21 protein-coding genes are annotated in these 21,372 nt (G+C 35.0%); 14 read left to right on the plus strand and 7 right to left on the minus strand.

Features of this window, described 5'->3' with window-relative positions; all coding sequences use genetic code 11:
- The 4 genes from AC4FQ5_RS19320 to AC4FQ5_RS19335 form a co-directional block, all read left to right on the plus strand.
- A partial coding sequence (locus tag AC4FQ5_RS19320) for a hypothetical protein (RefSeq protein WP_491146032.1) occupies positions 1-1,272 on the plus strand: 1,272 nt, incomplete at its 5' end.
- Between the two features lie 5 nt (positions 1,273-1,277).
- The gene (locus tag AC4FQ5_RS19325) at positions 1,278-1,691 is read left to right on the plus strand and encodes a hypothetical protein (RefSeq protein ID WP_491146033.1); all 414 of its coding nucleotides are present in this window, start codon (positions 1,278-1,280) and stop codon (positions 1,689-1,691) included.
- Between the two features lie 167 nt (positions 1,692-1,858).
- Positions 1,859-2,137, plus strand: coding sequence for a hypothetical protein (locus AC4FQ5_RS19330; RefSeq protein WP_491146035.1), 279 nt, complete (start codon positions 1,859-1,861; stop codon positions 2,135-2,137).
- A 360-nt stretch (positions 2,138-2,497) separates the two neighbouring features.
- Positions 2,498-3,955, plus strand: a complete 1,458-nt coding sequence (locus tag AC4FQ5_RS19335; RefSeq protein ID WP_491146037.1) for an OmpA family protein — start codon at positions 2,498-2,500, stop codon at positions 3,953-3,955.
- A 68-nt stretch (positions 3,956-4,023) separates the two neighbouring features.
- Here the strand turns inward: AC4FQ5_RS19335 and xth are convergent, their stop codons facing one another.
- Positions 4,024-4,797 carry an exodeoxyribonuclease III gene (gene xth / locus AC4FQ5_RS19340; RefSeq protein ID WP_491146039.1) on the minus strand — a complete coding sequence of 258 codons (774 nt, stop codon included), beginning with the start codon at positions 4,795-4,797 and terminating at the stop codon, positions 4,024-4,026.
- 231 nt (positions 4,798-5,028) lie between these two features.
- On the opposite strand from xth, the gene AC4FQ5_RS19345 reads away from it, so the two are divergent.
- The gene (locus AC4FQ5_RS19345) at positions 5,029-5,457 is read left to right on the plus strand and encodes a hypothetical protein (protein WP_491146042.1); all 429 of its coding nucleotides are present in this window, start codon (positions 5,029-5,031) and stop codon (positions 5,455-5,457) included.
- A gap of 25 nt (positions 5,458-5,482) precedes the next feature.
- Here AC4FQ5_RS19345 and AC4FQ5_RS19350 read toward each other — a convergent pair whose 3' ends face one another.
- Both AC4FQ5_RS19350 and AC4FQ5_RS19355 read right to left on the minus strand, forming a co-directional pair.
- Complete coding sequence (locus AC4FQ5_RS19350; RefSeq protein ID WP_491146046.1) at positions 5,483-5,992, minus strand: hypothetical protein; 510 nt, start codon at positions 5,990-5,992, stop codon at positions 5,483-5,485.
- A gap of 145 nt (positions 5,993-6,137) precedes the next feature.
- A complete protein-coding gene (locus tag AC4FQ5_RS19355) occupies positions 6,138-8,267 on the minus strand; it encodes an ATP-binding protein (RefSeq protein ID WP_491146050.1) in 2,130 nt (709 codons plus the stop codon).
- Positions 8,268-8,552: 285 nt separating this feature from the next.
- On the opposite strand from AC4FQ5_RS19355, the gene AC4FQ5_RS19360 reads away from it, so the two are divergent.
- The 9 genes from AC4FQ5_RS19360 (at position 8,553) to AC4FQ5_RS19400 (ending at position 17,278) form a co-directional block, all read left to right on the plus strand.
- Positions 8,553-10,106 (plus strand): PAS domain-containing sensor histidine kinase, encoded by a 1,554-nt coding sequence (locus AC4FQ5_RS19360; protein ID WP_491146053.1) that lies wholly within the window; start codon positions 8,553-8,555, stop codon positions 10,104-10,106.
- Positions 10,096-10,494 (plus strand): response regulator, encoded by a 399-nt coding sequence (locus AC4FQ5_RS19365; RefSeq protein ID WP_491146056.1) that lies wholly within the window; start codon positions 10,096-10,098, stop codon positions 10,492-10,494. The genes AC4FQ5_RS19360 and AC4FQ5_RS19365 overlap by 11 nt, the downstream gene beginning before the upstream one ends.
- A gap of 344 nt (positions 10,495-10,838) precedes the next feature.
- Positions 10,839-11,243, plus strand: coding sequence for a type VI secretion system tube protein TssD (gene tssD / locus AC4FQ5_RS19370; RefSeq protein WP_491146061.1), 405 nt, complete (start codon positions 10,839-10,841; stop codon positions 11,241-11,243).
- A 206-nt stretch (positions 11,244-11,449) separates the two neighbouring features.
- Positions 11,450-13,633: a type VI secretion system Vgr family protein gene (locus AC4FQ5_RS19375; RefSeq protein WP_491146065.1), complete on the plus strand. Its 2,184-nt coding sequence runs from the start codon at positions 11,450-11,452 to the stop codon at positions 13,631-13,633.
- A gap of 6 nt (positions 13,634-13,639) precedes the next feature.
- Entirely contained in the window at positions 13,640-14,446 is an 807-nt protein-coding gene (locus AC4FQ5_RS19380) for a hypothetical protein (protein WP_491146069.1), read from the plus strand.
- A 4-nt stretch (positions 14,447-14,450) separates the two neighbouring features.
- The gene (locus AC4FQ5_RS19385; protein ID WP_491146073.1) at positions 14,451-16,064 is read left to right on the plus strand and encodes a polymorphic toxin-type HINT domain-containing protein; all 1,614 of its coding nucleotides are present in this window, start codon (positions 14,451-14,453) and stop codon (positions 16,062-16,064) included.
- A gap of 1 nt (position 16,065) precedes the next feature.
- A complete protein-coding gene (locus AC4FQ5_RS19390) occupies positions 16,066-16,632 on the plus strand; it encodes a DUF6707 family protein (protein ID WP_491146076.1) in 567 nt (188 codons plus the stop codon).
- Between the two features lie 164 nt (positions 16,633-16,796).
- Positions 16,797-17,090 carry a hypothetical protein gene (locus AC4FQ5_RS19395; protein WP_491146079.1) on the plus strand — a complete coding sequence of 98 codons (294 nt, stop codon included), beginning with the start codon at positions 16,797-16,799 and terminating at the stop codon, positions 17,088-17,090.
- Positions 17,087-17,278 carry a hypothetical protein gene (locus AC4FQ5_RS19400; RefSeq protein ID WP_491146083.1) on the plus strand — a complete coding sequence of 64 codons (192 nt, stop codon included), beginning with the start codon at positions 17,087-17,089 and terminating at the stop codon, positions 17,276-17,278. Before AC4FQ5_RS19395 ends, AC4FQ5_RS19400 begins: the two co-directional genes overlap by 4 nt.
- Positions 17,279-17,877: 599 nt before the next feature.
- Here the strand turns inward: AC4FQ5_RS19400 and AC4FQ5_RS19405 are convergent.
- From AC4FQ5_RS19405 to AC4FQ5_RS19420, 4 genes are all read right to left on the minus strand, one after another.
- Complete coding sequence (locus AC4FQ5_RS19405; RefSeq protein ID WP_491146087.1) at positions 17,878-18,219, minus strand: nuclear transport factor 2 family protein; 342 nt, start codon at positions 18,217-18,219, stop codon at positions 17,878-17,880.
- A 192-nt stretch (positions 18,220-18,411) separates the two neighbouring features.
- A complete protein-coding gene (locus AC4FQ5_RS19410; protein WP_491146091.1) occupies positions 18,412-19,839 on the minus strand; it encodes an SDR family oxidoreductase in 1,428 nt (475 codons plus the stop codon).
- A 149-nt stretch (positions 19,840-19,988) separates the two neighbouring features.
- The gene (gene map / locus AC4FQ5_RS19415; RefSeq protein ID WP_491146096.1) at positions 19,989-20,753 is read right to left on the minus strand and encodes a type I methionyl aminopeptidase; all 765 of its coding nucleotides are present in this window, start codon (positions 20,751-20,753) and stop codon (positions 19,989-19,991) included.
- 77 nt (positions 20,754-20,830) lie between these two features.
- Positions 20,831-21,190 (minus strand): prevent-host-death protein, encoded by a 360-nt coding sequence (locus tag AC4FQ5_RS19420; protein WP_491146099.1) that lies wholly within the window; start codon positions 21,188-21,190, stop codon positions 20,831-20,833.
- Positions 21,191-21,372: the final 182 nt, after the last annotated feature.

Below are 21,372 nucleotides of genomic sequence, written 5' to 3' on the forward strand. Positions count from 1 at the left end.
AAGTTTACCAGAAATGTTGCAGGAGGAAGACAGGTGCAGAATGGTAAAGGGGGTGGGGTGAATCATGATGGGAATCAGCCAAAAAAAGAAACGTTAAAAGTCATTAAAGTTGAAGGTCCGTTTGATGAAAATAATAAAAAAGTTAAAATAGTAGAAAAAAACAAATGGTACAGTTATAAAGCTACAAAATTTAACAGAGAACCAAGCTCTCAAGAACTGCAGAATTTAAGGTGGGGAGTAAAGTATGATGATGAAAAAATAAAGAATATTGCGAGCGTTTCAGGAAAAGGATATAAAGAAATTGTGCATAAAGTTTTAGAAAGTAACACTGCTTCTAAACTGAGACTATATGCTTTTTTTAAAACTCCTACAGAGAATGTAAGTGTAACTGCTGATCTCACGAGAGAAGAAATTATCATTATTATAGGTACAGAACAGCACTCAACAAATATTGCAAATAAATTAATGTTCGGAGGTCAGGCGGTAAGAAAAATAAGGACAAAATATGCCCATTATCCGTTTTTAAAAGTTGCTTTATTTACTGACGGCTATTCAGAATCGCAGTTGTCTGCAATTACAGATGCTGTGCTGCTCCATAATAAAAAGGCTGCTGTTATCAGGGTAACGACAATTTCAGATGTTATCAATATTATCAATTCCGGAAATCGGAACAGTACAGCTATTGATAAAACCCGAAAGGTAAGAGAGATTTATGCTTATTCTCACGGGTACGTGCGTAAAGATAGTAACGAAGGAGTAATCGCCTTCGGATATGAAGGTAAGAATGCCAATAACCAAGAGCTTGACCATACCTCTTTTTCTCAAATAAAAACAGAAGTATTTTTGGATAAAAATACTACAACATTTTATTCTTATGCCTGCCGTACAGGAATAGGTGTGAGTTCCGAAACGGCAAGCAATCCTAAAAAAGAAAATAGCTTGGCTCAAAAAATGGCTAATACTGGAAAAATTACAGTGTATGCGTATATGCGGAGATCACTCTACGAAGATGCATGGGGAACGCAGACCCACAGAGATACTTATGCTTCTGATAATGATGCAGGAGATTCCGGATGGGAAAATTTTAAAACTGATATGAAAGATGCTCTTGGAAGTGATCCTAAAGATATGTCAGAATTTAATAAATACCGAAAAAAGGAAGTGAAAATAGATAAAGCAATCTGGAATCCTGATGGTGCCTATTTAGATGTAAAGGCAGGAACATGGCCTATTGGCGTACCCGCCACGTATGATAAATATAATCCTCAATAAAATTTATGAATACAATAAAAAAATCTTTGATTGTCAGTCTGGTTTGTGCTTTTATCGGAGGAATACAGATGTCATTATTTCTACCGGACGGAGTATCCTGTTCAGACGGAACCAGTTCGTTATTTGACGGGATTTTATTTTTTATGCCAATCCAATTTGTAATCGTCTTTCTCTTAGGATTAATCAATAAGAAAGCAACAGATTATATTATTTCTGTATCTTTATTGATATTTTGGCTGATAATCAATAGATATGAATTTATTAACCGGCATGCATGCTGGTCTACATTTTCAGATACCGAAATTTTAAAAGTAGTCCTCTTAAAATCATTACTTACTTGTACACTATGCATCATTCCGGTATATTTTATAATTAAAAAGTTGAGATTAGGTACGGGAAAAATAATAAAAGAGAAGTGACAGTATTTAATTGAATTATATTAAGAGATATTAGTTAATGAGTTTGTCATACTATCTACAGTTTTAGATTATTTTTAAACAAATAGAATTCTAAAATCTCAAAAGTTATATATTAGCAAACTGATTAAAAATTCTGAGAAATATCTCATTTCACCAAATAATATTTTATGAAAGCTAAACTCGAAACAACAGTTGAGGGTCTTATAATAATCTATCCGTCATGTGTGCAGTCTATGAGACGCCCAAACTCTGCAGAGGGTGCCAAGACTTTGGGAGCACCTGTAATTCTTGATTCTGAACATATTTGTTTTCTTGCTTTTAATAATGAAGGTCACATAACCTTTTTTCTGAGTAACGGATTTGAAATTTCACTTAAAATAAATTACAATGAGGCAAAAAATGCTTACAATTGCGCTAAGATGAAAATCAAATACGTGATGGAATAGGCAAAAAATTGTTTAAATACATTCCATATTAATTTTATTTAATATTTTTTTTAATTTTTCTTGGCAAGTTTTATTAATGATTTTAATTTCACAGAAAGTTTCTTAGTGTTAGATAGTTATAAATTTCCTATTATACACAATCGATAGTTTTTATTTATTCTTTTTCTTATTTTTTGTTTAAAAGTTTCTTTGAAATCTCCTGCGGATGTTCCTTTTGGTACAGTAATTGTGTACAGAAATGCACGTACGAAATTTTCATGCTGCATGCACTTTTGAACAGATCGGTTCTTAGGGATGCGTATCAGGTAAATCATATTGGTTTACATTTAAGTCAAATAATTAACTTTTAAAATTTAAAATATGAGATTAAGTTTAGCAATTTTCTCTTTAGCATTATCTTTGCCCGCGACGGCTTTTGCTCAAGACAGTCTACAAGTAGTATCAAGCGGAGAGTATCCGAATACTTTCAGCTCAGGATCTGCCAATGTGAGTAAGTTTACACAGTCTTCTAAGAGATTTAACGATTGGTCAGTATCCTTCGGGGGTGGTATTCCTTTGGTACAGTCTGCAGATTTGACATCCATTAAAAACGGAAACGGAAAAAACCTTATCGGTTACTCGGCTTATGTAAGTATTGATAAAGCGATTACCCATGCTTTTGGGCTTAATCTTCAGTACGACCGTGGAGAAACGAGACAGGGTTGGTTTAATACCAAAGATGCTGCACCGGCAAATGCCGCAGCAAATGGTCAGCAGGGTGCAAGAACACAATATGATGCGATTTCAATTTTAGGAGATATTAATTTCTCTAACTTAATGAGACGCGTTGACAACAAATCTCCTTACAGATGGGCATTACATGGTTACGCTGGTGTAGGTGCAATGACATACAGAGCATACTTGAAAGATGATTCCGGACAGAGATTAATGACTGAGATCAAACCTTTCAAATCTCAATCATTCTTCGGACAGGCAGGAGCCGGTTTAAAATATAAAATCAACAACAGACTTGATCTTGAAGGTAGAGTAATGTATGTGGTAACCACAGATGATCAGTTTGATGGTGGTGGTGAGCAGTACAGTGCGATCAACAGAAGAGAAGATCAGGTTTCAGATAACTTCTTTAATGCAACGCTTGGTCTTTCAGTAAAATTAGGAAAGCATGATTCTCACCTGATGTGGCATGATCCTTTGCAGGAAATTTATTATAAACTTGATGTTTTGGCAGAAAAGAATATGGATGTTGAAGTTTGTAAAAAAGGAGATGCTGACAATGATGGCGTTTGCGACGATTGGGACAGACAGCTTGATACACCTACAGGAGCAAGAGTTGATGGTTCTGGTGTTGCTTTAGACGTTGATATGGACGGTGTAATCGACCTTTATGACAAATGTGTAACGGTTCCGGGACCTGTAGAAAACAACGGCTGTCCTACAACTCCAACTAATTCGGGAACTGTAACAGAAGCAGAAACAAAATTAGACGGAATTGAATTTGATTTGAATTCAGACAGAATTTTACCTTCAAATACACCGGTTCTTAATAATGCTGTAAATTATATCAACTCTTCAAACGGTTCTTATACAGTAATTGGAGCTACAGATACAAGAGGTTCTGAAGAATACAACCAGAAACTATCTGACAGAAGAGCCAACAGCGTGAAAGATTATCTGATCAAAAATGGTGTAGAATCTACAAAATTAGATGCAATGGGTAGAGGTAAAAAAGACCTTAAATATCCTGAATGTGATCCTGCAACCAAATGCCCTGAATGGAAAAACAGAGCAAACAGAAGAGTTTACTTTGAAGCAAAATAATTAGTTCAAAATAAATTATCACAAAAAAGTCATACGCAGGTATGACTTTTTTTATTTATATATAAAGATTATTTGTTTAATTCAACCCATACAGGGGCATGATCACTACTTTTTTCCCATCCTCTCACATCTTTATCAACTCCTGCATTGGCAAGCGAATCTGCAAGGTATGGACTTAGTAATATGTGATCTAGACGGATTCCGGCATTTCTTTCATAAGATTTATAAAGATAATCCCAAAAAGTATAAATTGTTTCATCAGGATATAAGGTACGAAGAGAATCTACCCAGCCTTTTTTTTGTAATTCTTTGTAGGTTTTTCTCACTTCTGTCCGGAAAAGAGCATCATTCTTCCATTTTTCAGGTTTATATACATCTTTTTCTTCAGGAATAATATTGAAATCTCCAATGAGAATTGCCGGCAGTTCCATTTTAATGAGTTGGTTGGTTCGTCTTTTAAAACGCTTGATCCACGAAAGTTTGTAATCAAATTTGGGTCCCGGATAAGGATTTCCGTTGGGAAGATAAAGACAGCAAATAACCATTTGATCAATAATTGCCTCAATATAACGGCTCTGTATATCATGTGATGCTCCGGGAAGTGTATTCTGAACTTCTGTTATTTTGTACCCCTTTGCAAGAATTGCAACGCCGTTCCAGCTTTTTTGTCCTTTCCATATTGCATTGTAACCGGCTTTTCTGATTTCTTCAACTGGGAATTTTTCCTGCGGACATTTTAGCTCCTGAAGGCATACAATATCAGGTTTTGCTTCCTTAAGCCATCGCAACAGAACAGGTAAGCGACCATTGACTCCATTTACATTATAAGTTGCAATTTTCATAGACCAAAATTTAAAATTAAATTGATTAAATAATATCCGACAAAGATTATTCCATCAGTAAAACCTATTTTAATTAAACTTTAAACAATTCTTTTTTACAAAATTCTCATTTGTAATGATTGTCTCTAAAATTTGTTGCAGAAATAAATATTTTATCTCTGTTTCTCTTTACTGAAGCTTTTTGTGGCACAACTTCTGATATATAAAAGTACAATCCAAAATCAAAAGAATATGAAGTCGATTTCTATAAAAGTAGCTTTTTGCACAAATTGTAACGGATATTGTACGGCAACTCCGGTTGATAAAAATGATCATGATCATCCTGAAATTGTTGACCAGTTTTTTTATCACGGTGAACCGTGGTTTACTTTTGATCAGAAAACTTTTGAAGCAAAAACTCAATATCAGGAGATTGATGTAAAAATTTTAGATTTAGCAATTCACAGAATAAAAGACCGCAGGTATTGCCATTGCAACAAAACAAAAAAAATGGTGAAGTCAAACCATATTGCAACTCCTGCAAAATCGGAAAATGTTTATTTCACGTCAGATTATATTGAGATGGAATATGATCTCTATTTTCAGGATCTTTATCATACGTACCAGAATTTTCACGGATTGGGTTCTGCAAGAAAACATTCAGGAAGCTCTGTGAGGTAAAAAAAATCTTTTAAAATTCAACTTTTTACTTACTGATACCTATGAGTTTCAACGAAGCCGGGCTGAGATAGATCACATTAAATTGGGTAAGAGATTCTACATCAGCGGGAGTCTGGGTATTTAAATTATCTTTCTTAAAAGACAATTCTATAGAATCATCATATGTTGCTACAATTCTTACGACCGAATATCCGTTGTATGCGACCTTAAAACCTTCAAACAAAAGCTTTTTTTTAGACTTTTCGTATTGTTTAAATTGTTCAATCTGTAGTTCAGTAAAGGTATCCTTTCTGGTTTTGGTATTTGCTTCTTTCCAGATTTGGTAATCTTCGGGCTCTTTTATAAGCTCACCATTGATATCGGTTGGTACAAACATTCTTAATGACAACGGCTGTTTAAGAAAACTTGCGTAGTTTTTCATCAGTTTCAAAGTCTGCAGATCGGCATATCCTTCGTGTGAATAGTAGTCGATCACAAAGCTGGTCATTGGTATCAGTCTGTGAAAATCAAAATTCTGCATATTGATATCGTTCAATCTTTTTTAAAATAATTTTTCGCAAATATACAGTTTACAATGATGAAATAATTTTAAAATTTCACAAAATATAATATTATTTAGCCTGTTCATTATTGAAAAACAAAATTATAAACCCTGAAAAATAATCAGATAAGATTCTGATTTAGTTTGACGGTATTGTAAACCAGAAACTGCTGCCTTCACCCACTGAGCTGTCGACGCCAATTTCGCCTCCGTGACGTTTAATAATTTCAGATGAAATATACAGACCAAGTCCTAACCCGGAATATTTTTTACCGTTGTGGTTGGCTCGGAAGTATCTGTCAAAAAGAAATGGCTGTATTTCGGGATCGATTCCGTCACCGAAATCTGTTACACTTACTTTTACACTATTTTCTAATTTTTCTACAGTCAAATGAATTTCTTCAGATAGCGGAGCATATTTTACAGCATTGTTTACGAAGTTTACTACCACCTGGTCAATGCGCTGCAAGTCTGCAAAGATGGTTGCATCAAGGTCTCCTTTAAGGATGAGATGATGCTTTCCTGCAATTCTCACGTCGTCACAACACGCGTTAAGCATTTCTGAAACGGTAAAGACTTCTTTTGTAAGTTCAAGGTTGCCACCGCTTAATCTGTTTAAATTCAGGAGTTCGTCAACAAGATTACTCAGTCTGTCAAGACTTTTTGCCGACTGATCAATCAGTTTTGGGATCATCTCGTGAGTCGGCTTATCTTTCAGCCTTGTAAGCAGCTGTATACTTGCTTTGAGACTTGTAATGGGCGTTTTCAGCTCATGACTTGCGATGCTCAGAAAATCATCTTTCTGGGTTTCGTAGTTTTTTCTTTTGGTTATATCTACAGTTACGCCAATCATATGGGTTGCATTTCCGTTTTGATCAAAATTGGGAATTCCGGCAGCGTTGATCCAATGTAATGATTCATCGGGCCATTTTACAAGATATTCTGCATGCAATGCAGTTCCGTTTTCGATTGACTGATTGATTTTCTCTCTTAAAACCTTTCTATATTCAGGAACAACGATTTCCATCAAATTATCAAAATTAAATATAGAATCATTTGCCAAGCCGTAATTTGCTTTGCACTGATCGGAAGAACTGATCTCGCCGCTTGATAAATTTAGATTATAGGAACCCAGCTGACCAGCATGCAGTGCGATTTCCATTTGCTGATTCAGAGTTTCCAGCTCTTGTTTTTTTAAGATCCTGTCTGTAACCTCATTGGCAATTACGATGATTGAGATCGTTTTTCCTTTATCATCTTTCAAAGGTTCATAGATAAAATCAAAATAAGAGTCTCTCAGATTTCCTTCAAAATCAAGTTTTACATGGGCGGTATCACCAATAAAAGTGATGCCGGTTTTAAAAACATTTTTCAGAATAGGAATGTACGGTTGTCCTTTCAGCTCTGGTAAGGCTTCTTCGATGGGTTTGCCAATAACCTTTTTGTCTTTGCCCCAGACTTTAAGAATCATATCATTTGCTACCTCTATCATAAGATCTTCACCGGATAAAATCCCAAATGCGATGGGTGCTTTGCTGATAAATGATTTTAGCCGTAACTCGCTGTTTTGTAAATTTTTATTAAGAGTTACCGTCAAATCATATGACTTGCTTACATTTTCATTTGCGGTATGTAGTTCTTCATTTGTTGCTTCCAGTTCTTCATTGATGGTGGCAAGTTCTTCAATGGCAGATTTCAGATCAAGCTCAGTATTTGTTAACTGAAGATTTGATTTCTTTAATTCATCAATCGTATCCAGCGATGATCTTCTCAATTCTATCTGTTCCATCGCAGTTTTTGCAAGACCTTCGAGAATTTCTCTGTCTGACTGACTAAATTCTCTCTTTTTTTTATCAATAATACAGAGAGTTCCAATTAAAAAGCCATCATGCGTAACTAAAGGAGCGCCTGCGTAAAACCTTAAGCCAAAATCGCCCATTACATTGGGATTAGATATAAGGCAGGGTTCTTTCAAAGCGTCTTCAAAAACGGTAACTTCATGATCAAGTATTGCCAGAGCACAAAGGCTTTTGCCTCGATTGGCTTCTTTTACGGTTCCCATCCCAATATTGGCTTTGAAAAATACAGATTCGGCATCTACCAGAGAAAGAAGAGAAATAGGGACATTGAATATCTGCGTAGCAAGTTTTGCTATACCGTCGAAACTTTCTTCTGAGGGAGTATTGGTGATTTTGTATCGTTTTAAAACTTCGATGCGTTCTGTGTCATTTTCGGGAACGATGTTTCTTCCAAAGGTATTTTCAATCATAATTGACCGTCTTTTAACACTTTTGTAATGGTAGACGATTGATCATGGTGTAAGCAAATTCCTTGCTAAACCTTAAATTTAATTTCAATTAAGTCTAAATAAATGGTTTTTCTTTAAAAAAAATTAAATGCAGCATGACAGATAAGATTAATATAAAAATTGTGATTTTGTTTAAACTATGGGCATAATATTTGGATAGTAGAAGTTATCTTCATCAAAAAATAGTTGAATAAATTATAAATTTCTGCTATTATTGCATTATTGTTTTAATTAAACTGCTTAGAATTGGAAACATCAAATGAGGCTCCAAATGGGTCATACGGCAACTTAGAAAATAGTATCGACATTTATCTTAAGGCGCTCAATTCCGCAAATTCAGGGATTATCATTACTGATAATACTCAGCCTGATAATCCTATTATCTATTGCAACAAAGCGTTTGAGACGATTACAGGCTACCATCATAACGAAATAATAGGTCACAACTGCCGTTTTTTGCAGTCTCAGGATCGTGCACAGCCTGAAAGAAGTATTCTGAAAGAGTGTATAGAAAATGGAAAAGAATGCAGAGTGGAAATTAGAAATTACCGGAAAAACGGTAAGCTTTTCTGGAACGAGCTCTTTGTGTCTCCTGTACAAAATGATGCCGGAGAGATTACACATTTTATAGGTGTTCAAAATGATATTACCGACCGCAAAAAAGTAGAATACGATCTTAGGGAAGAAAAAGCATCTGTAGAAAGAAAAATACAGATACGGACCCAGGAACTTTTGGATAATCAGGCTTTTCTTTCAAGTATTATTCATACTGTAAGAGAAAGCCTCTTGGTATTGGATGCCAATTTTGTTGTAATGAGCGCAAATACTCATTTTTTAAACACATTCAAAGTTTCCGCAGAAGATACAGTGGGTACCTTATTATTTGAGTTAGGAAATCACCAGTGGGATATTGAAGCATTGAAAGAACTTTTAATCAAAATTCTTCCTACCAACAATCCCGTTATTGACTTTGAAGTAGAACATGACTTTCCTCACATCGGGAAAAAGATCATGTTGCTGAATGCTTACAGGGTAGAATTTGAAGGTCAGTATAAAGACAGGATTTTGATTGCCATAGAAGATATTACCGATAAAACAGAGATAGATCGCCGCAAAGATGATTTTCTTTCTATTGCCAGTCATGAGCTCAAAACTCCTTTGACTACTATAAAAGGTCTGGTGCAGCTTCTCCAGAGGATGCCGCCCGATGGAGCTTCAGAAAAATATCTGTCAACTTTAAGCAAAGTAGGAAATTATGTAGACAGGCTTAATAATCTGATCACAGAACTTCTGGATACTTCCAAAATACAGTCTGGCAATATAGAATTGCACAATGAGCCATTTAATATTGATAAAACAATAAAAGATACCGTAGAAAGCCTTGCAATAGCAACACCTGACTATAAAGTTGTACTGACGGGAAATGCAAATGCTGTCATTCTGGGTGATGAATTACAGGTATCGCAGGTGATCAATAATTTAATTTCAAATGCCATCAAATATTCCCCCGGCGCAGAAAAAGTAGATGTACATATTAGTAGAGTAGGGAGTTTCGTAAAAGTTTCTGTGAGAGATTACGGAATGGGAATAAGCCCACAGGATAAGACAAAGATTTTTGAAAGATTCTTCAGGGCGAGAGATATACAAAAAAAATTTCCCGGTTTGGGAATAGGTCTTTATATTTCTCACGAAATAATTGCCAACCACAAAGGCTCACTATGGGTGGAGAGCGAAATAGGTAAAGGATCAACCTTTAGCTTCACATTACCAATAATGAAAGTTGATAATAATGGAAAATAAAAAAATAATGGTCTGTGATGATGATCAGGGAATTCTAGATGTATTGCAGATGCTTCTGGAGTCAGAAGGCTTTGACGTGATTACCGAGATCAACAGTACAAATCTTATAAAAGAAATGAAAATCAATTTGCCTGATCTTTTACTTCTAGATCTGTGGATGCCTGTGTTATCAGGAGATCAGGTTTTAAAAGCATTACGAACCACCGAGGAATTTGAACATCTTCCGGTGATCGTACTTTCTGCAAGTGTAGATGGAAGCAGTATTGCGAACGGTGCAGGAGCAACAGATTTTGTTCCCAAACCTTTTGATATGGATGATCTGATTATAAAAATCAGAGGATTGCTGTCAAATTCTGATATTGACAGCGTTTTTGAAGCATCAAGATAAAGCATCGTAATTTAAATATTTTGTATTAATAATTTTACTCAATTCATTAAGTAATATCTAAACGTATTTCCAGATATATTACTTGTTAACACCATATTAGCAAAAAGCCTTAGTTTAATAAAACTAAGGCTTTTTCTATATTTTCAGAGACTATTTCCTATAGCTTCCTGTTTCAATATTTTCGTTCTAAAAAGCTGCATCGTAGAATTACTACATCAAATCGTAGAATTACTACAAAATGTGAAATAATCTGGTTTATTTTTATTTAATATCAAATCACTGTATATCTTTGAGGTATACAAATCAATCACTTACAAAATAATTAATATTTAAAAATTCACATTATGGCAGTAAATTCAAGAGGAATCTTAAAATTCAACGGTAGCGAAGGGCAAAAATTATTAAAGCTGAATTACAGCGTATCAAGATCTACAGACGTTTCGGGACGTGTAGCTTCAGACCCTTCAAATGCACTTATTAAACTTACTATTGAGGCTACAGAAAAATCTGAAATCCTTGAATCTCTATTAAATGGTAAGTACAAACCTACAACCGGCGAGATTACTTTTAACAAATCTCACGAAGAAGGCACTCTGATCACTTTAAACTGGGAAAACGGATATGTTATTCAGCACGAAGTAGATTTTGATGCAGTGGATGAAAATTCTATGCTGATCAGTTTTGTAGTCAGCGCAGAGACCATCAACTACGGAAATTCTGAGTACAAAGGTCTTTGGCCGGGAGTATAAATTTCAGACCAATTTTGAAAAATCGAGTTTACAGAGTAGCATACTTCCAAAAAGTAGGCTATTCTGTTTTTTGAATACGGTAAAGTTTTTATACACCTAATTGTATAAAACTTTTCAGGGATTATCAGAACAGACAATCTGTTATATGTAATCACCATCTCTTTCTGAGAATAAACGCAGAGGTATAAATCAAAAAATACGAAGCCATGTTTCAGGATAATAAATCATCAAAACCGGAAACTCTTAGGAGTGTAAAAAATACTGAAGCTTCCCGGAATCCGGAAGAATCTGCAGACGCATTACAGAAAGCTGATGCAAATATCGAAAAGATTGGTGAAAAAAAATATCGAATACAACCATTTTCGGGATCTGCACAAAGTGTTTCGGGGATGTTTATGAATCAGAATCTCCATGCAAACGATGCTATAACTTCTGAAGGCAAAGTCTGGTCGAAACAGCCTACTTCTAAAATTCATAATGCTGAGGCCATATCTTCCAGCCAGGTTTTAGGAATCAACAGAGTTGTAAAACTTGAGATTGTAGTTGACGGCAAGGTGATCAGGCATTTTAAACATTTTGAGTTGAGCCAAAGTGCAGTTAGACATCATCATTTCAGCCTGATCTTGGCTTATGACAGCTTAGGAAATGCAGAAAATCATAATTTAGAAGAAACACAGAATTTTTTAGGCAAAAGACTCACCGTTGTTTTTAAATATAAAGATGTGATCGATGGTCCCGAGAGAAATTTCGTGGGCGTGATTACGGAAGTCGGTTTCAGTCAGGAAAAAGGCAGTCTGGGAAATATTGTCCTTACAGGTTTTAGTCCGACTGTACTTTTAGATGCTGCTCCACATATCCAGAGTTTTGGCGGTGCACAGGAAATCAGCCTAAACAGTATTGCAGATCAGGTAATTAAAGAAGGCTTAGGCGGAAGCAAATTTGATTTCAGAGTTGATGCAAATCACGGAAATGTCTCTTACAGCTCGCAATATGAAGAAACTCATTATAATTATCTGGCAAGAATCGCCGAAGCTTATGGCGAGCAGTTTTTTTATGACGGTGAGGTTCTTCATTTCGGCAAACTTCCACCTTCGGAAAACCCCGTAAAATTGACGTACGGAAGCAGCGTGAATGATGTTAAAATTAAAATGAAAGCGCAACATGTCAATCCTACATTCTATGGTTACAACAGCAGTAAAAATGAAAAACTGACCACAGGAAGCTCCAAAATTACTCACAGCTCAGATATTGCTAAAAGAGCTTACGAAATTTCAGAAAAAACATTTACAACGCCTTCATTAAGGGTAGCTCCTATAAAAGCATCTTCGTTTTTAGATGTTGATGCATCCCAAAAAGGAACAGCAGGAAGCAAGGCATCACAAGTTTTCATCACTTCAGGAACAACGACCGTTCCTTTTCTATATCCGGGTTGTGCGGCAGATATAGAAATGAGACAAACTGATACCAATCAAACGTCTTATTTTACTAAATTAATGATTACCGAAGTAAACCATGTTGTAGATGCGAGAGGTTATTATACAGGGGATTTTGAAGCCATTGCAGCCGATTGCGGTTATATTCCCCGTCCTGAATTTGAAAATCCTAAAGCAGATGCACAATTTGCAAAAGTAATATCTAATACAGATCCTTTAAATCAGGGTCGGGTACAGGTACAATTTGACTGGCAAAGCGGTCAGGACACTTCTGAATTTATCAGAGTAATGACTCCCGATGCAGGAGGGAGTGATAAGGTGAGCAAAAACCGTGGCTTTATGGCAATTCCTGAAGTGGGAGATCAGGTGGTAGTCAATTTTGCACATCAACATCCGGACAGACCTTTCGTTATGGGAGGAATGTTCCACGGACAAGTCGGAGGTGGAGGTGGAACAGGAAATAATATTAAAAGTCTAAGCAGCCGAAGCGGAAATAAACTTGAACTGGATGATGGTGCTGGTTCTGTGTTTCTAACAGATCAAGGCGGTGCAAACATGAAATTTGACGGAGCCGGAAATGCTACAACGAATACCAATAACGATAAAACTGTTACAGTAGGAAACAATAATTCGGTCAATGTAACCAATGATAATACCATAAAAGCAGGAAATACAAACATGATCAATGTGGGTGAAGCCTCAATTCTTCAAATGGATAAATCAGGAAAAGTTTCTCTTACGGCGACGACAGAATTTAAAATTATTGTTGGGGCAAGTACCATTGTCATTGATAAAGAGGGCAAAATCACAATCAACGGTAAAGAAATAAAAGTTGATGCGACACAAACCATTAATCTTTCAGCTACCAATGAAACTACAGTTGGTGGGAAAAACGTAAAAATTACAGGCAGCTCTGAAGTGCAGATCAATGGAAGCAAAGTCAACATAAATAAGTAAATTCTGATGGAAATAGGAAAAGAATATCTCTATAATACCGATATAACCGGCAGAACAAAAGTGCACAGTTTAGACAGTAATTATAAAATAAATATTAAAACATCAGTTACTTATAAAGGAAAAGATCCGGATGAAGATTTCCACATTTTTGAAATTACAGAGCACGAATATAATCTGGAAATGTACGAAGATCCTCTCATTGTACAAATCACCGAAATGACCAATAAAGTGTGTAGCATTTACAGTACACTTGAAGTCGGTGTTAATAGAAAAGGTGAAATCGCTAAAATTTATAATAAAGATGCAATCCGGGATAAATGGAAAGAAGTAAAAGATTGGTTAACCAATTCTCATCCCATCGAGGCTTATGAAATTATCAGAGCAAAAGAATATGAGCTTACCAATGAAGAAATGGAAATCAAAAGCATCAGATACATTCATTTTCTCTATCAGTTCTTCTACATTTTCGGAAAAGAGCCTTTGGCGGAAGGAAGCAAAAGCTATCTGAAAAGAGAAGATATGGACAGATTCGGTTCTGGTGTTGTAGTTCCTGTAAATATTTCAGTTACAGAAAAGCTTACTGAGCAGCAATTAAGCGAATGGAATGTTGAAGGAATGATGATCAGAGATGATAAAATGATCCGAAGGTTACGGGAGTTTGCAAAAGATAACTATATGCACCCCGATTACAAAGTAAAAGGAAAGTACTTATATGATGACAGAATCTTGCTAAAGTCTGACTTTACAATCACAGAGCAGCTTGGTGAGTTTTTCTATTATCACTGTTATATGGATACTCACTTAGAATTCTAACAGTATGGCTGATGAACAATATCTTACAGAAAAGCACTATGTCGTTTGTGATAAAGGAGTAGCTCCGAAAAAGATGAAAGTTACAAGCCAAAATTTTGTAACCTTCAGCGGTGATAAAGCTGCAACGGAACTCGATACACTTAAAGGCAACAATTTTATTTGCCTCGGAAAAACGGCATTTATCGCAGGAGCCGTAGCTGGAATTGCTGTCGGAATCTGTGCCATGATTCCAGGTCCGGGATGGCTTGTTGCTGCTATTATTGCTGCAGCTATTTTGGCTGCAGTTGCCATAGGAGCCTTAAAATGTAAGGCTGCGGCAGCGACTAGAAAATGGACAAATACTGCACAGAAATTTTCAATAGAAAACAAAAAGGCTCTTACATTATCCTCAATTATGGTTTGTCCTGCAGAAGGAGGAACCATTACGCCAAAAGAAACTGCATGGGAAGCTTGGGGAAGCGCTGCATTGACCAATCTTGGTCACGTCGCCAATTTTGCATTTGGATTTCTTGCAGGACGTGGCGCAGTAGGAATGGTGGGCGGTGCAGCCGGAGCAACTACAGCTGCCGGAGCAACCGGAATACGACAAACAGCTGCTACTTTTGGTCGTGAATTTGGTAAACAGTTTGTAAATACAGCGCGAAAAGAATTAATAGAACAGTTTACTTTTAAAGGATTTAAAAATGCTTCCTTATTATGTAAAACCATGCGTGGACTGGGAATTGGCGGAGCTTACTATGATCAGTACAACATATGGAGCAGTGATAAAACTGCCATTGAAAAATTACAGGAAAGTGGTGTAAGTCTTATATTGGGTATTTTTGCTGCAAAAGGTGCAACATTAGTTTGTTTTCCTGCCGGAACGAAGATTCATACCCAAAACGGATTGGCAAATATTGAAGATTTGTTTGAAGGAGATTTTGTACTTACTTATAATGAGGAAACTAAACAACAGGAATATAAAACCATTCTTACGAAACACGAGAGATTTACGCAGCAAATGCTTTCAATCGAATTGCCGACAGGAGAATTCGTTCGTGTTACTCCGGAGCACCGATTTTTCTGCAATGATGAATGGATAGAAGCCGGAAATCTGAAAGCCGGAGATCTGCTACACTTAAAAGGCGGAGATTATACGACAGTTATCAGTATAGAAACCTTGCCTCATTACGAAAAAGTTTATAATTTTGATATTGAAGGTAATGAGAATTACTATGTGACTGAAGATGGAATTTTGGTGCATAATGGGTATAAACCGAAAGCTACTGTTAGAGAAGTTGACGAGTTAACTCACGATTTAGAAATTAGCATAAGTAAGTCTGATTATCCTGAAACTGCAGCACATATCGAGGAAGCTATAAAAAATGGTCATCCTGATTTAATAACGATTGACAGAACAATGGCTGATGCGAACAGAGCTGCATCATTAGATGGAATTCCGACAAAATCAGGGTTTGACAGAGATGAATGGCCAATGGCCATGTTTACTGAGGGAGGTAATGGTGCAAGTGTAAGATATATAAATCCATCAGACAACAGAGGTGCAGGAAGTGCTATTGGAAATGGATTAAGAAAATATCCCGACGGAACAATAGTTAAAATAATAATTACAGATTAATATGGAAAATATTTTTGAAAAGATTAGGCATACATTTGAAAATAGAAAGCCTTTTATTGACATATTTCAAAATTTTGAAAAGACAGATTTAAACGACCCGGAAACTTTAAAAAATCTAATGATGGCAGCTTACAGCTATTATTTCATAGGAGATTTAAATTCGATGGAACAAATTTTTGATATCTTACCCCAAGTGAAATTTGATGGAGATTACAATAAGTGGACATGGATTGAAGGAATTATCTTGTTAAAGTTATTCATTGATAATTTTAATAACGAAAAGTTAAAAGATAAAATTTTAGATACCTTAGACTATGAGAGTGATGAATCCTTAATTAAAATAAAAAAGAAAGCTTTTCAGAGAAGACTTTTGGGGCAGTTATTAAACAAAAATAAAGTTGAAGAAGCTGAAAATAAGAATGATGAAAATTTAATTATAGCATCAATTATCCCGTATTTAAAAGAACTGTTTTTTATTAAATCCTTCAAGGAATTAGACAAGTCTGAAAATGATAATTTAGAAAGTGAAATTTCGGAAAACATTATAAAAGTGAAAGAGTTTTTATAGAACAATTAAAAAATTGTGAATAACTGTTACTTAGTTTTTGAACAATACCAGATTACGAAAGTGTGAAGGTGATTCCTACAAAACAAGAAATTCAAGACTTTGCTGATGTTATTGATAGTCTTTACGGATCTTAGTTTAATCCACCATTAAAATAATATTTATTTGTGAAATATATTAAAATTGAACCGGAAGTCATTGTAGGAATGGGAGAAGATACCAACATTGATACATCTGCTTCCCCTCCAGTTGTAACTAAATTACATATAAATTTAAAGGATTGGTTAGGAGATGATTTGATGGAAAATTACCCTGTTTTTATTATCACTGAACGTCTGAAATCTGACTTGGAAACTACCGCATTTTCAGGCTATAGCATTGAAGATTTAAAACTTACTTTCGATGAATATTTTGAAAACAATTATCAGTTAAAAAAAAAGTTCCAAAATTTTACTGGATGATTATATCCGGAATAAAAGGAAAAGATGATTTTTATATTAATGAATCTCGGATATTAAATGTTTCATCTGAAGCGTTATCATTTTTGAAGAAGTTTAATTTAAAATATGCTGTTTTTAAAGACGACCCGACAATTAAAGAAGTTGACAAAATTTTCGAGATGTTTGAAAAAAGGAAGAAAGAAAGTTAGTGACAATATCATATACCGAGGAAAATTCAGGAATGGATATTTCTGATTGATGAGAAAATGAATTCTTTTACTGAAGAATTTCGCCCCGGAACATAATTTAATTTTAGATTATAGTTTAAATTCCTTATGATGTAGAAAATTGGAATAAAGCACCCAGAACTTTTGCAACTGCATGTTTTCCGAGAAAAAAAGGAAATTATATAAGTACCACTTTAAAAAATAATATGGAAGATATGAATATTCCTATCAAACTATAATTTGTTTAAAATAAATTTTAACAGTTTTTAGAAATATATGACTTTAAATAAATTAGTTAAAAATCATAAATATTTAGTTTTCAGATTGCTTTTGAAATTGAGTGAAATTTAAAATATTAAATAATGTTAAAAGCCTATAAACGCTCAATTTTGGCACAATTTTTCAATACAATATAGTACTCATGTTTAATTGAGTTTTCATGGTTATTAGTTTTTATCCCCGGAAGAAATTCGGGGGTTTTTTATGCGCTGAAGTGAAATATATTTAAATCTTAGCATTGCTGATTTTTGTTGATGTCATGTTCAATATATTCAAATTCAGAATGTTATTCAGATTTCGAATTATTGCTCAATCACAAAAGCTGTCAATTCAGACATTTTGCCCTCTTTAAATTTCCAGACATCACAGTAAGAATAGTCTTTCCAGCTGCCAATTTGAGTTTTAAGGCTGATTTTGCCTACTGCTGTTACAAAATCTCCTTCAGCAATCATCTCTTTCACTATAAATTTAGGCGGCTCTATATAGGCGGTCTTCAGATATTTGCGAATTTCTTCTTTCCCTTTTAACTCCTGATCTCCTACAAAATTCCACTCTGCGTCATCTGAGCAATACGTAAGAAATGTCTCATAGTCTCCTGCGGTAATTGCAGCATTTGCCTGTTCCAAAATTGTTTTATTGTTCATCTTGCAATGTTTTAATATTTGATTAAACGATTCAAAGTTTATACCGACAGATTTAGAATAGTAAAAAAAAATATTCTCAGCAGATGCCGAGAATATTTGTAGTTCCTTGAACAGATTTTTTAATAGTTAATTTTTTATTTTCAATTTGTGTGCCATTTTTGCTTGTTTTCACCAAAATTTGGTCAATGAATTTTATTTATTGTAAGCAAGTTTATTGATCATTCCGTTAAAAATATATCCGTGAAAAGGAAGTACTGCATACCAGTAAAGCCTTCCTAAGATCCCGACTGGGCGGAATGTGGCTTCCTGTATTATCTTTCCATCTGTAATTTTAAATTCTAGCCACGCTTCTCCCGGAACTTTCATTTCGGCAAAAAGAAGAAGTCTCTTTTCTTCCCTGCTTGCGTAGAGTACTCTCCAAAAATCTATACTGTCTCCGGCATTGATAGATTTTGAGTTTTTGCGACCTCTTTTTAGTCCTACACCTCCAAAAAGTTTATCAATGCTTCCCCTCAGGCTCCAGAGATAATTGGCGTGATACCATCCGTTTTTTCCTCCAATGCCAAAGATTTTATCAAGAGTTATTTCTTCATTTTTGATTTCTCTTACTTTTTTATCTTTAAAAACTCCCATTGTTGGTACTTCCAGAAAATTCCAGACGTTTTTAGAATATTTGTAATTTCCGAATGAGTCGTACCAGGTTGAAAGTACATCGTTTTGCTCTATTTTGTCGAAACTCAATTGCAGACTTTCCCGATAAGAAAGAAGTTTGACACCGATTTTTTCCGCAAGATCATTTTTCTCTGCAACGACATTTATTTTCATACTTTCAACAAGATTTTTTGCCAAAACATAGGATGTAGAAGTAATAAAATACAGCCAATAGGAAGAAATTTTCGGACTGAGAACCGGTACAGAGATTATTGTTCTCTTTAATTTCCTTTCTTCTGCGAAAATAAGTAGCATCTCTTTATAAGAAAGAATGTCGGGTCCTGCAATGTCAAAATGTCTGTTGTAAGTAAAAGATTTCCCCATTACTCCTGTAAGGAATTCAACTACATTTCTGATGGCAATGGGTTGACAAAGTGTTTTAAGCCATTTTGGTGCGATCATCATGGGCAGTTTTTCTACCAGATCACGGATGATTTCAAATGATGCTGATCCTGATCCAATGATAATTCCGGCACGCAAAACGGTTAATGCATATGAATCTGACTGAAGTTCTGTTTCTACATCTTTTCGTGACTGCAAATGTTTTGAAAGTTGCTCGTCATTTACAATTCCGGTCAGATAAATGACCTGTTTACAATTTGTTTTCTCAATTGTTTCTGCGAAATTTTTAGCCGAAATTTTTTCAGCTTTACTAAAATCTGCATTGGCAGACATCGAATGGATGAGGTAAAAAGCAATTTCAGTTTCCTGATTAATAGGGGAGAGTGTAGAAACATCATTATAATCATGCTCAACTACACTGATCTGGTTCTTGTAATTTTCATAAAGCGAAAGATCAAAACGTTTTTGATCACGTACAGAGCAAGTTACTTCATGACCGCTGCTCAGGAGCTGAATAAGAAGTCTTTTTCCGATATACCCTGTAGCTCCGGTGAGAAATATTTTCATGAGTCAGTAATTTTGTGATGATATGGGTTACATTGGTTGCACTAATCTCAAATTGAGGAATGTACCAATGTGTTTACTGACACAAGAGTTACAAATCTGGTACCAAGAGTTTTTTAATATTAATTATAGTACCAGTTATATAAATTTAGTTAATTCCAAATTCCATTCATTTCAGTTAAAATTACAGGCTTTCCGTCTGTAATGAGGATCGTATGCTCATGTTGAGCCATGAATCCGCCTTTATCACCAACCATTGTCCATCCGTCATTCAGTTCTACGGCATAAGATGAAGAGGTGGTAATAAAAGTTTCAATAGCGACCACAGAGTTTTTCCTGAATCGTCTTTGGTCAAATCGGTTTCTATAATTCAGAAGTTCTTCAGGCTTTTCGTGCAGACTTTTTCCTATACCATGACCGCCTAGATTTTTTATCACTTTATAACCTTTCTTTTTGGCTTCGCTTTCTATAAGATGACCTATATCTGCAATTTTTACTCCACCTTTTATATTATCTATGGCTTTCTTTAATATTTCTTTCGATGCGTCTACCAGTTTCTGATGCTGATGAATATCTTTTCCTATTACAAATGAATTTCCGTTGTCAGACCAAAATCCATCCAATTCAGCAGAAACATCTATATTAATAAGGTCGCCTTCGCTCAAAACTTTATTTTCTGATGGAATACCGTGACACATTTCATTATTCACACTTATGCAGGCGCAACCAGGAAATCCATAAGTCAGAAAAGGGGCAGATCTTGCCCCGAAATCTTTTAGAATATCTGCACCAAAATCATCAAGCTCTTTTGTGGTCATGCCTGGTTTGACGTGATTTTTCATTTCTTTAAGAGCGTATGCAACGGCGTCGCTTACTTTCTTCATTCCGATCAGCTCAGATTCATTTGTTATAGACATAATTTTATATTTTGCATTATTGCAGTCATGTTTTACTGGGAAAAATTGTGTTTTTAATCGGAATTATCAGAAACTGATTAATTCAGTTCATAATTAGCAATCACCAATCTCAATATAAAATGTACATACTCCTGATCAGCATCTTTCCGATTGAGCAGTTTATTCCTATAGTCATAGGAATTTAATATTTTGCTTAATTTCTGATAGGCTTCAAAATCTTCACCTTTAATTCTTATTCTTAAATTGCCATCTTTTCTTTTAATAATTTCATCATCAAGAGTTCTCACTTTAAATAAAACTTCGCATAGTTTCGGATTAGCTTCCATCCTTCCCATGTACCTTTCAACAATATTAATCTTGAACCAGTCAAATAAAATGGTATTAAAAACAATTTTAGAGCCAGGCTTTTGCGTATTGAGCTCAAGTTTATAATTCATTATTTTAATTTTCAACAAATTTAAGGAGAATCTGAAAACATTCAAAACTAATATATAGTACCTCTTACATTTCAAGGATATTTTTTATAAATAATGGCTTTTTCCAGGAGCTTTTTCCCGCTCTCCACTGTATCTTTTTTGTGTTGTTCTCCGCTTCGCTCCGCCCACCACAAAAAAGGATG

The organism is Chryseobacterium sp. DT-167 (assembly GCF_058310155.1).

Excerpts from the sequence above, each read along its gene's own strand:
- xth (WP_491146039.1), bottom strand. The coding sequence starts at position 4,797 with ATGAAAATTGCAACTTATAATGTAAATGGAGTCAATGGTCGCTTACCT.
- AC4FQ5_RS19420 (WP_491146099.1), bottom strand. The coding sequence starts at position 21,190 with ATGAATTATAAACTTGAGCTCAATACGCAAAAGCCTGGCTCTAAAATT.
- AC4FQ5_RS19405 (WP_491146087.1), bottom strand. The coding sequence starts at position 18,219 with ATGAACAATAAAACAATTTTGGAACAGGCAAATGCTGCAATTACCGCA.
- AC4FQ5_RS19390 (WP_491146076.1), top strand. The coding sequence starts at position 16,066 with ATGGAAAATATTTTTGAAAAGATTAGGCATACATTTGAAAATAGAAAG.
- AC4FQ5_RS19410 (WP_491146091.1), bottom strand. The coding sequence starts at position 19,839 with ATGAAAATATTTCTCACCGGAGCTACAGGGTATATCGGAAAAAGACTT.
- AC4FQ5_RS19385 (WP_491146073.1), top strand. The coding sequence starts at position 14,451 with ATGGCTGATGAACAATATCTTACAGAAAAGCACTATGTCGTTTGTGAT.
- AC4FQ5_RS19400 (WP_491146083.1), top strand. The coding sequence starts at position 17,087 with ATGATTATATCCGGAATAAAAGGAAAAGATGATTTTTATATTAATGAA.
- AC4FQ5_RS19380 (WP_491146069.1), top strand. The coding sequence starts at position 13,640 with ATGGAAATAGGAAAAGAATATCTCTATAATACCGATATAACCGGCAGA.
- AC4FQ5_RS19375 (WP_491146065.1), top strand. The coding sequence starts at position 11,450 with ATGTTTCAGGATAATAAATCATCAAAACCGGAAACTCTTAGGAGTGTA.
- AC4FQ5_RS19345 (WP_491146042.1), top strand. The coding sequence starts at position 5,029 with ATGAAGTCGATTTCTATAAAAGTAGCTTTTTGCACAAATTGTAACGGA.
- AC4FQ5_RS19325 (WP_491146033.1), top strand. The coding sequence starts at position 1,278 with ATGAATACAATAAAAAAATCTTTGATTGTCAGTCTGGTTTGTGCTTTT.
- map (WP_491146096.1), bottom strand. The coding sequence starts at position 20,753 with ATGTCTATAACAAATGAATCTGAGCTGATCGGAATGAAGAAAGTAAGC.
- AC4FQ5_RS19355 (WP_491146050.1), bottom strand. The coding sequence starts at position 8,267 with ATGATTGAAAATACCTTTGGAAGAAACATCGTTCCCGAAAATGACACA.
- tssD (WP_491146061.1), top strand. The coding sequence starts at position 10,839 with ATGGCAGTAAATTCAAGAGGAATCTTAAAATTCAACGGTAGCGAAGGG.
- AC4FQ5_RS19335 (WP_491146037.1), top strand. The coding sequence starts at position 2,498 with ATGAGATTAAGTTTAGCAATTTTCTCTTTAGCATTATCTTTGCCCGCG.
- AC4FQ5_RS19330 (WP_491146035.1), top strand. The coding sequence starts at position 1,859 with ATGAAAGCTAAACTCGAAACAACAGTTGAGGGTCTTATAATAATCTAT.
- AC4FQ5_RS19365 (WP_491146056.1), top strand. The coding sequence starts at position 10,096 with ATGGAAAATAAAAAAATAATGGTCTGTGATGATGATCAGGGAATTCTA.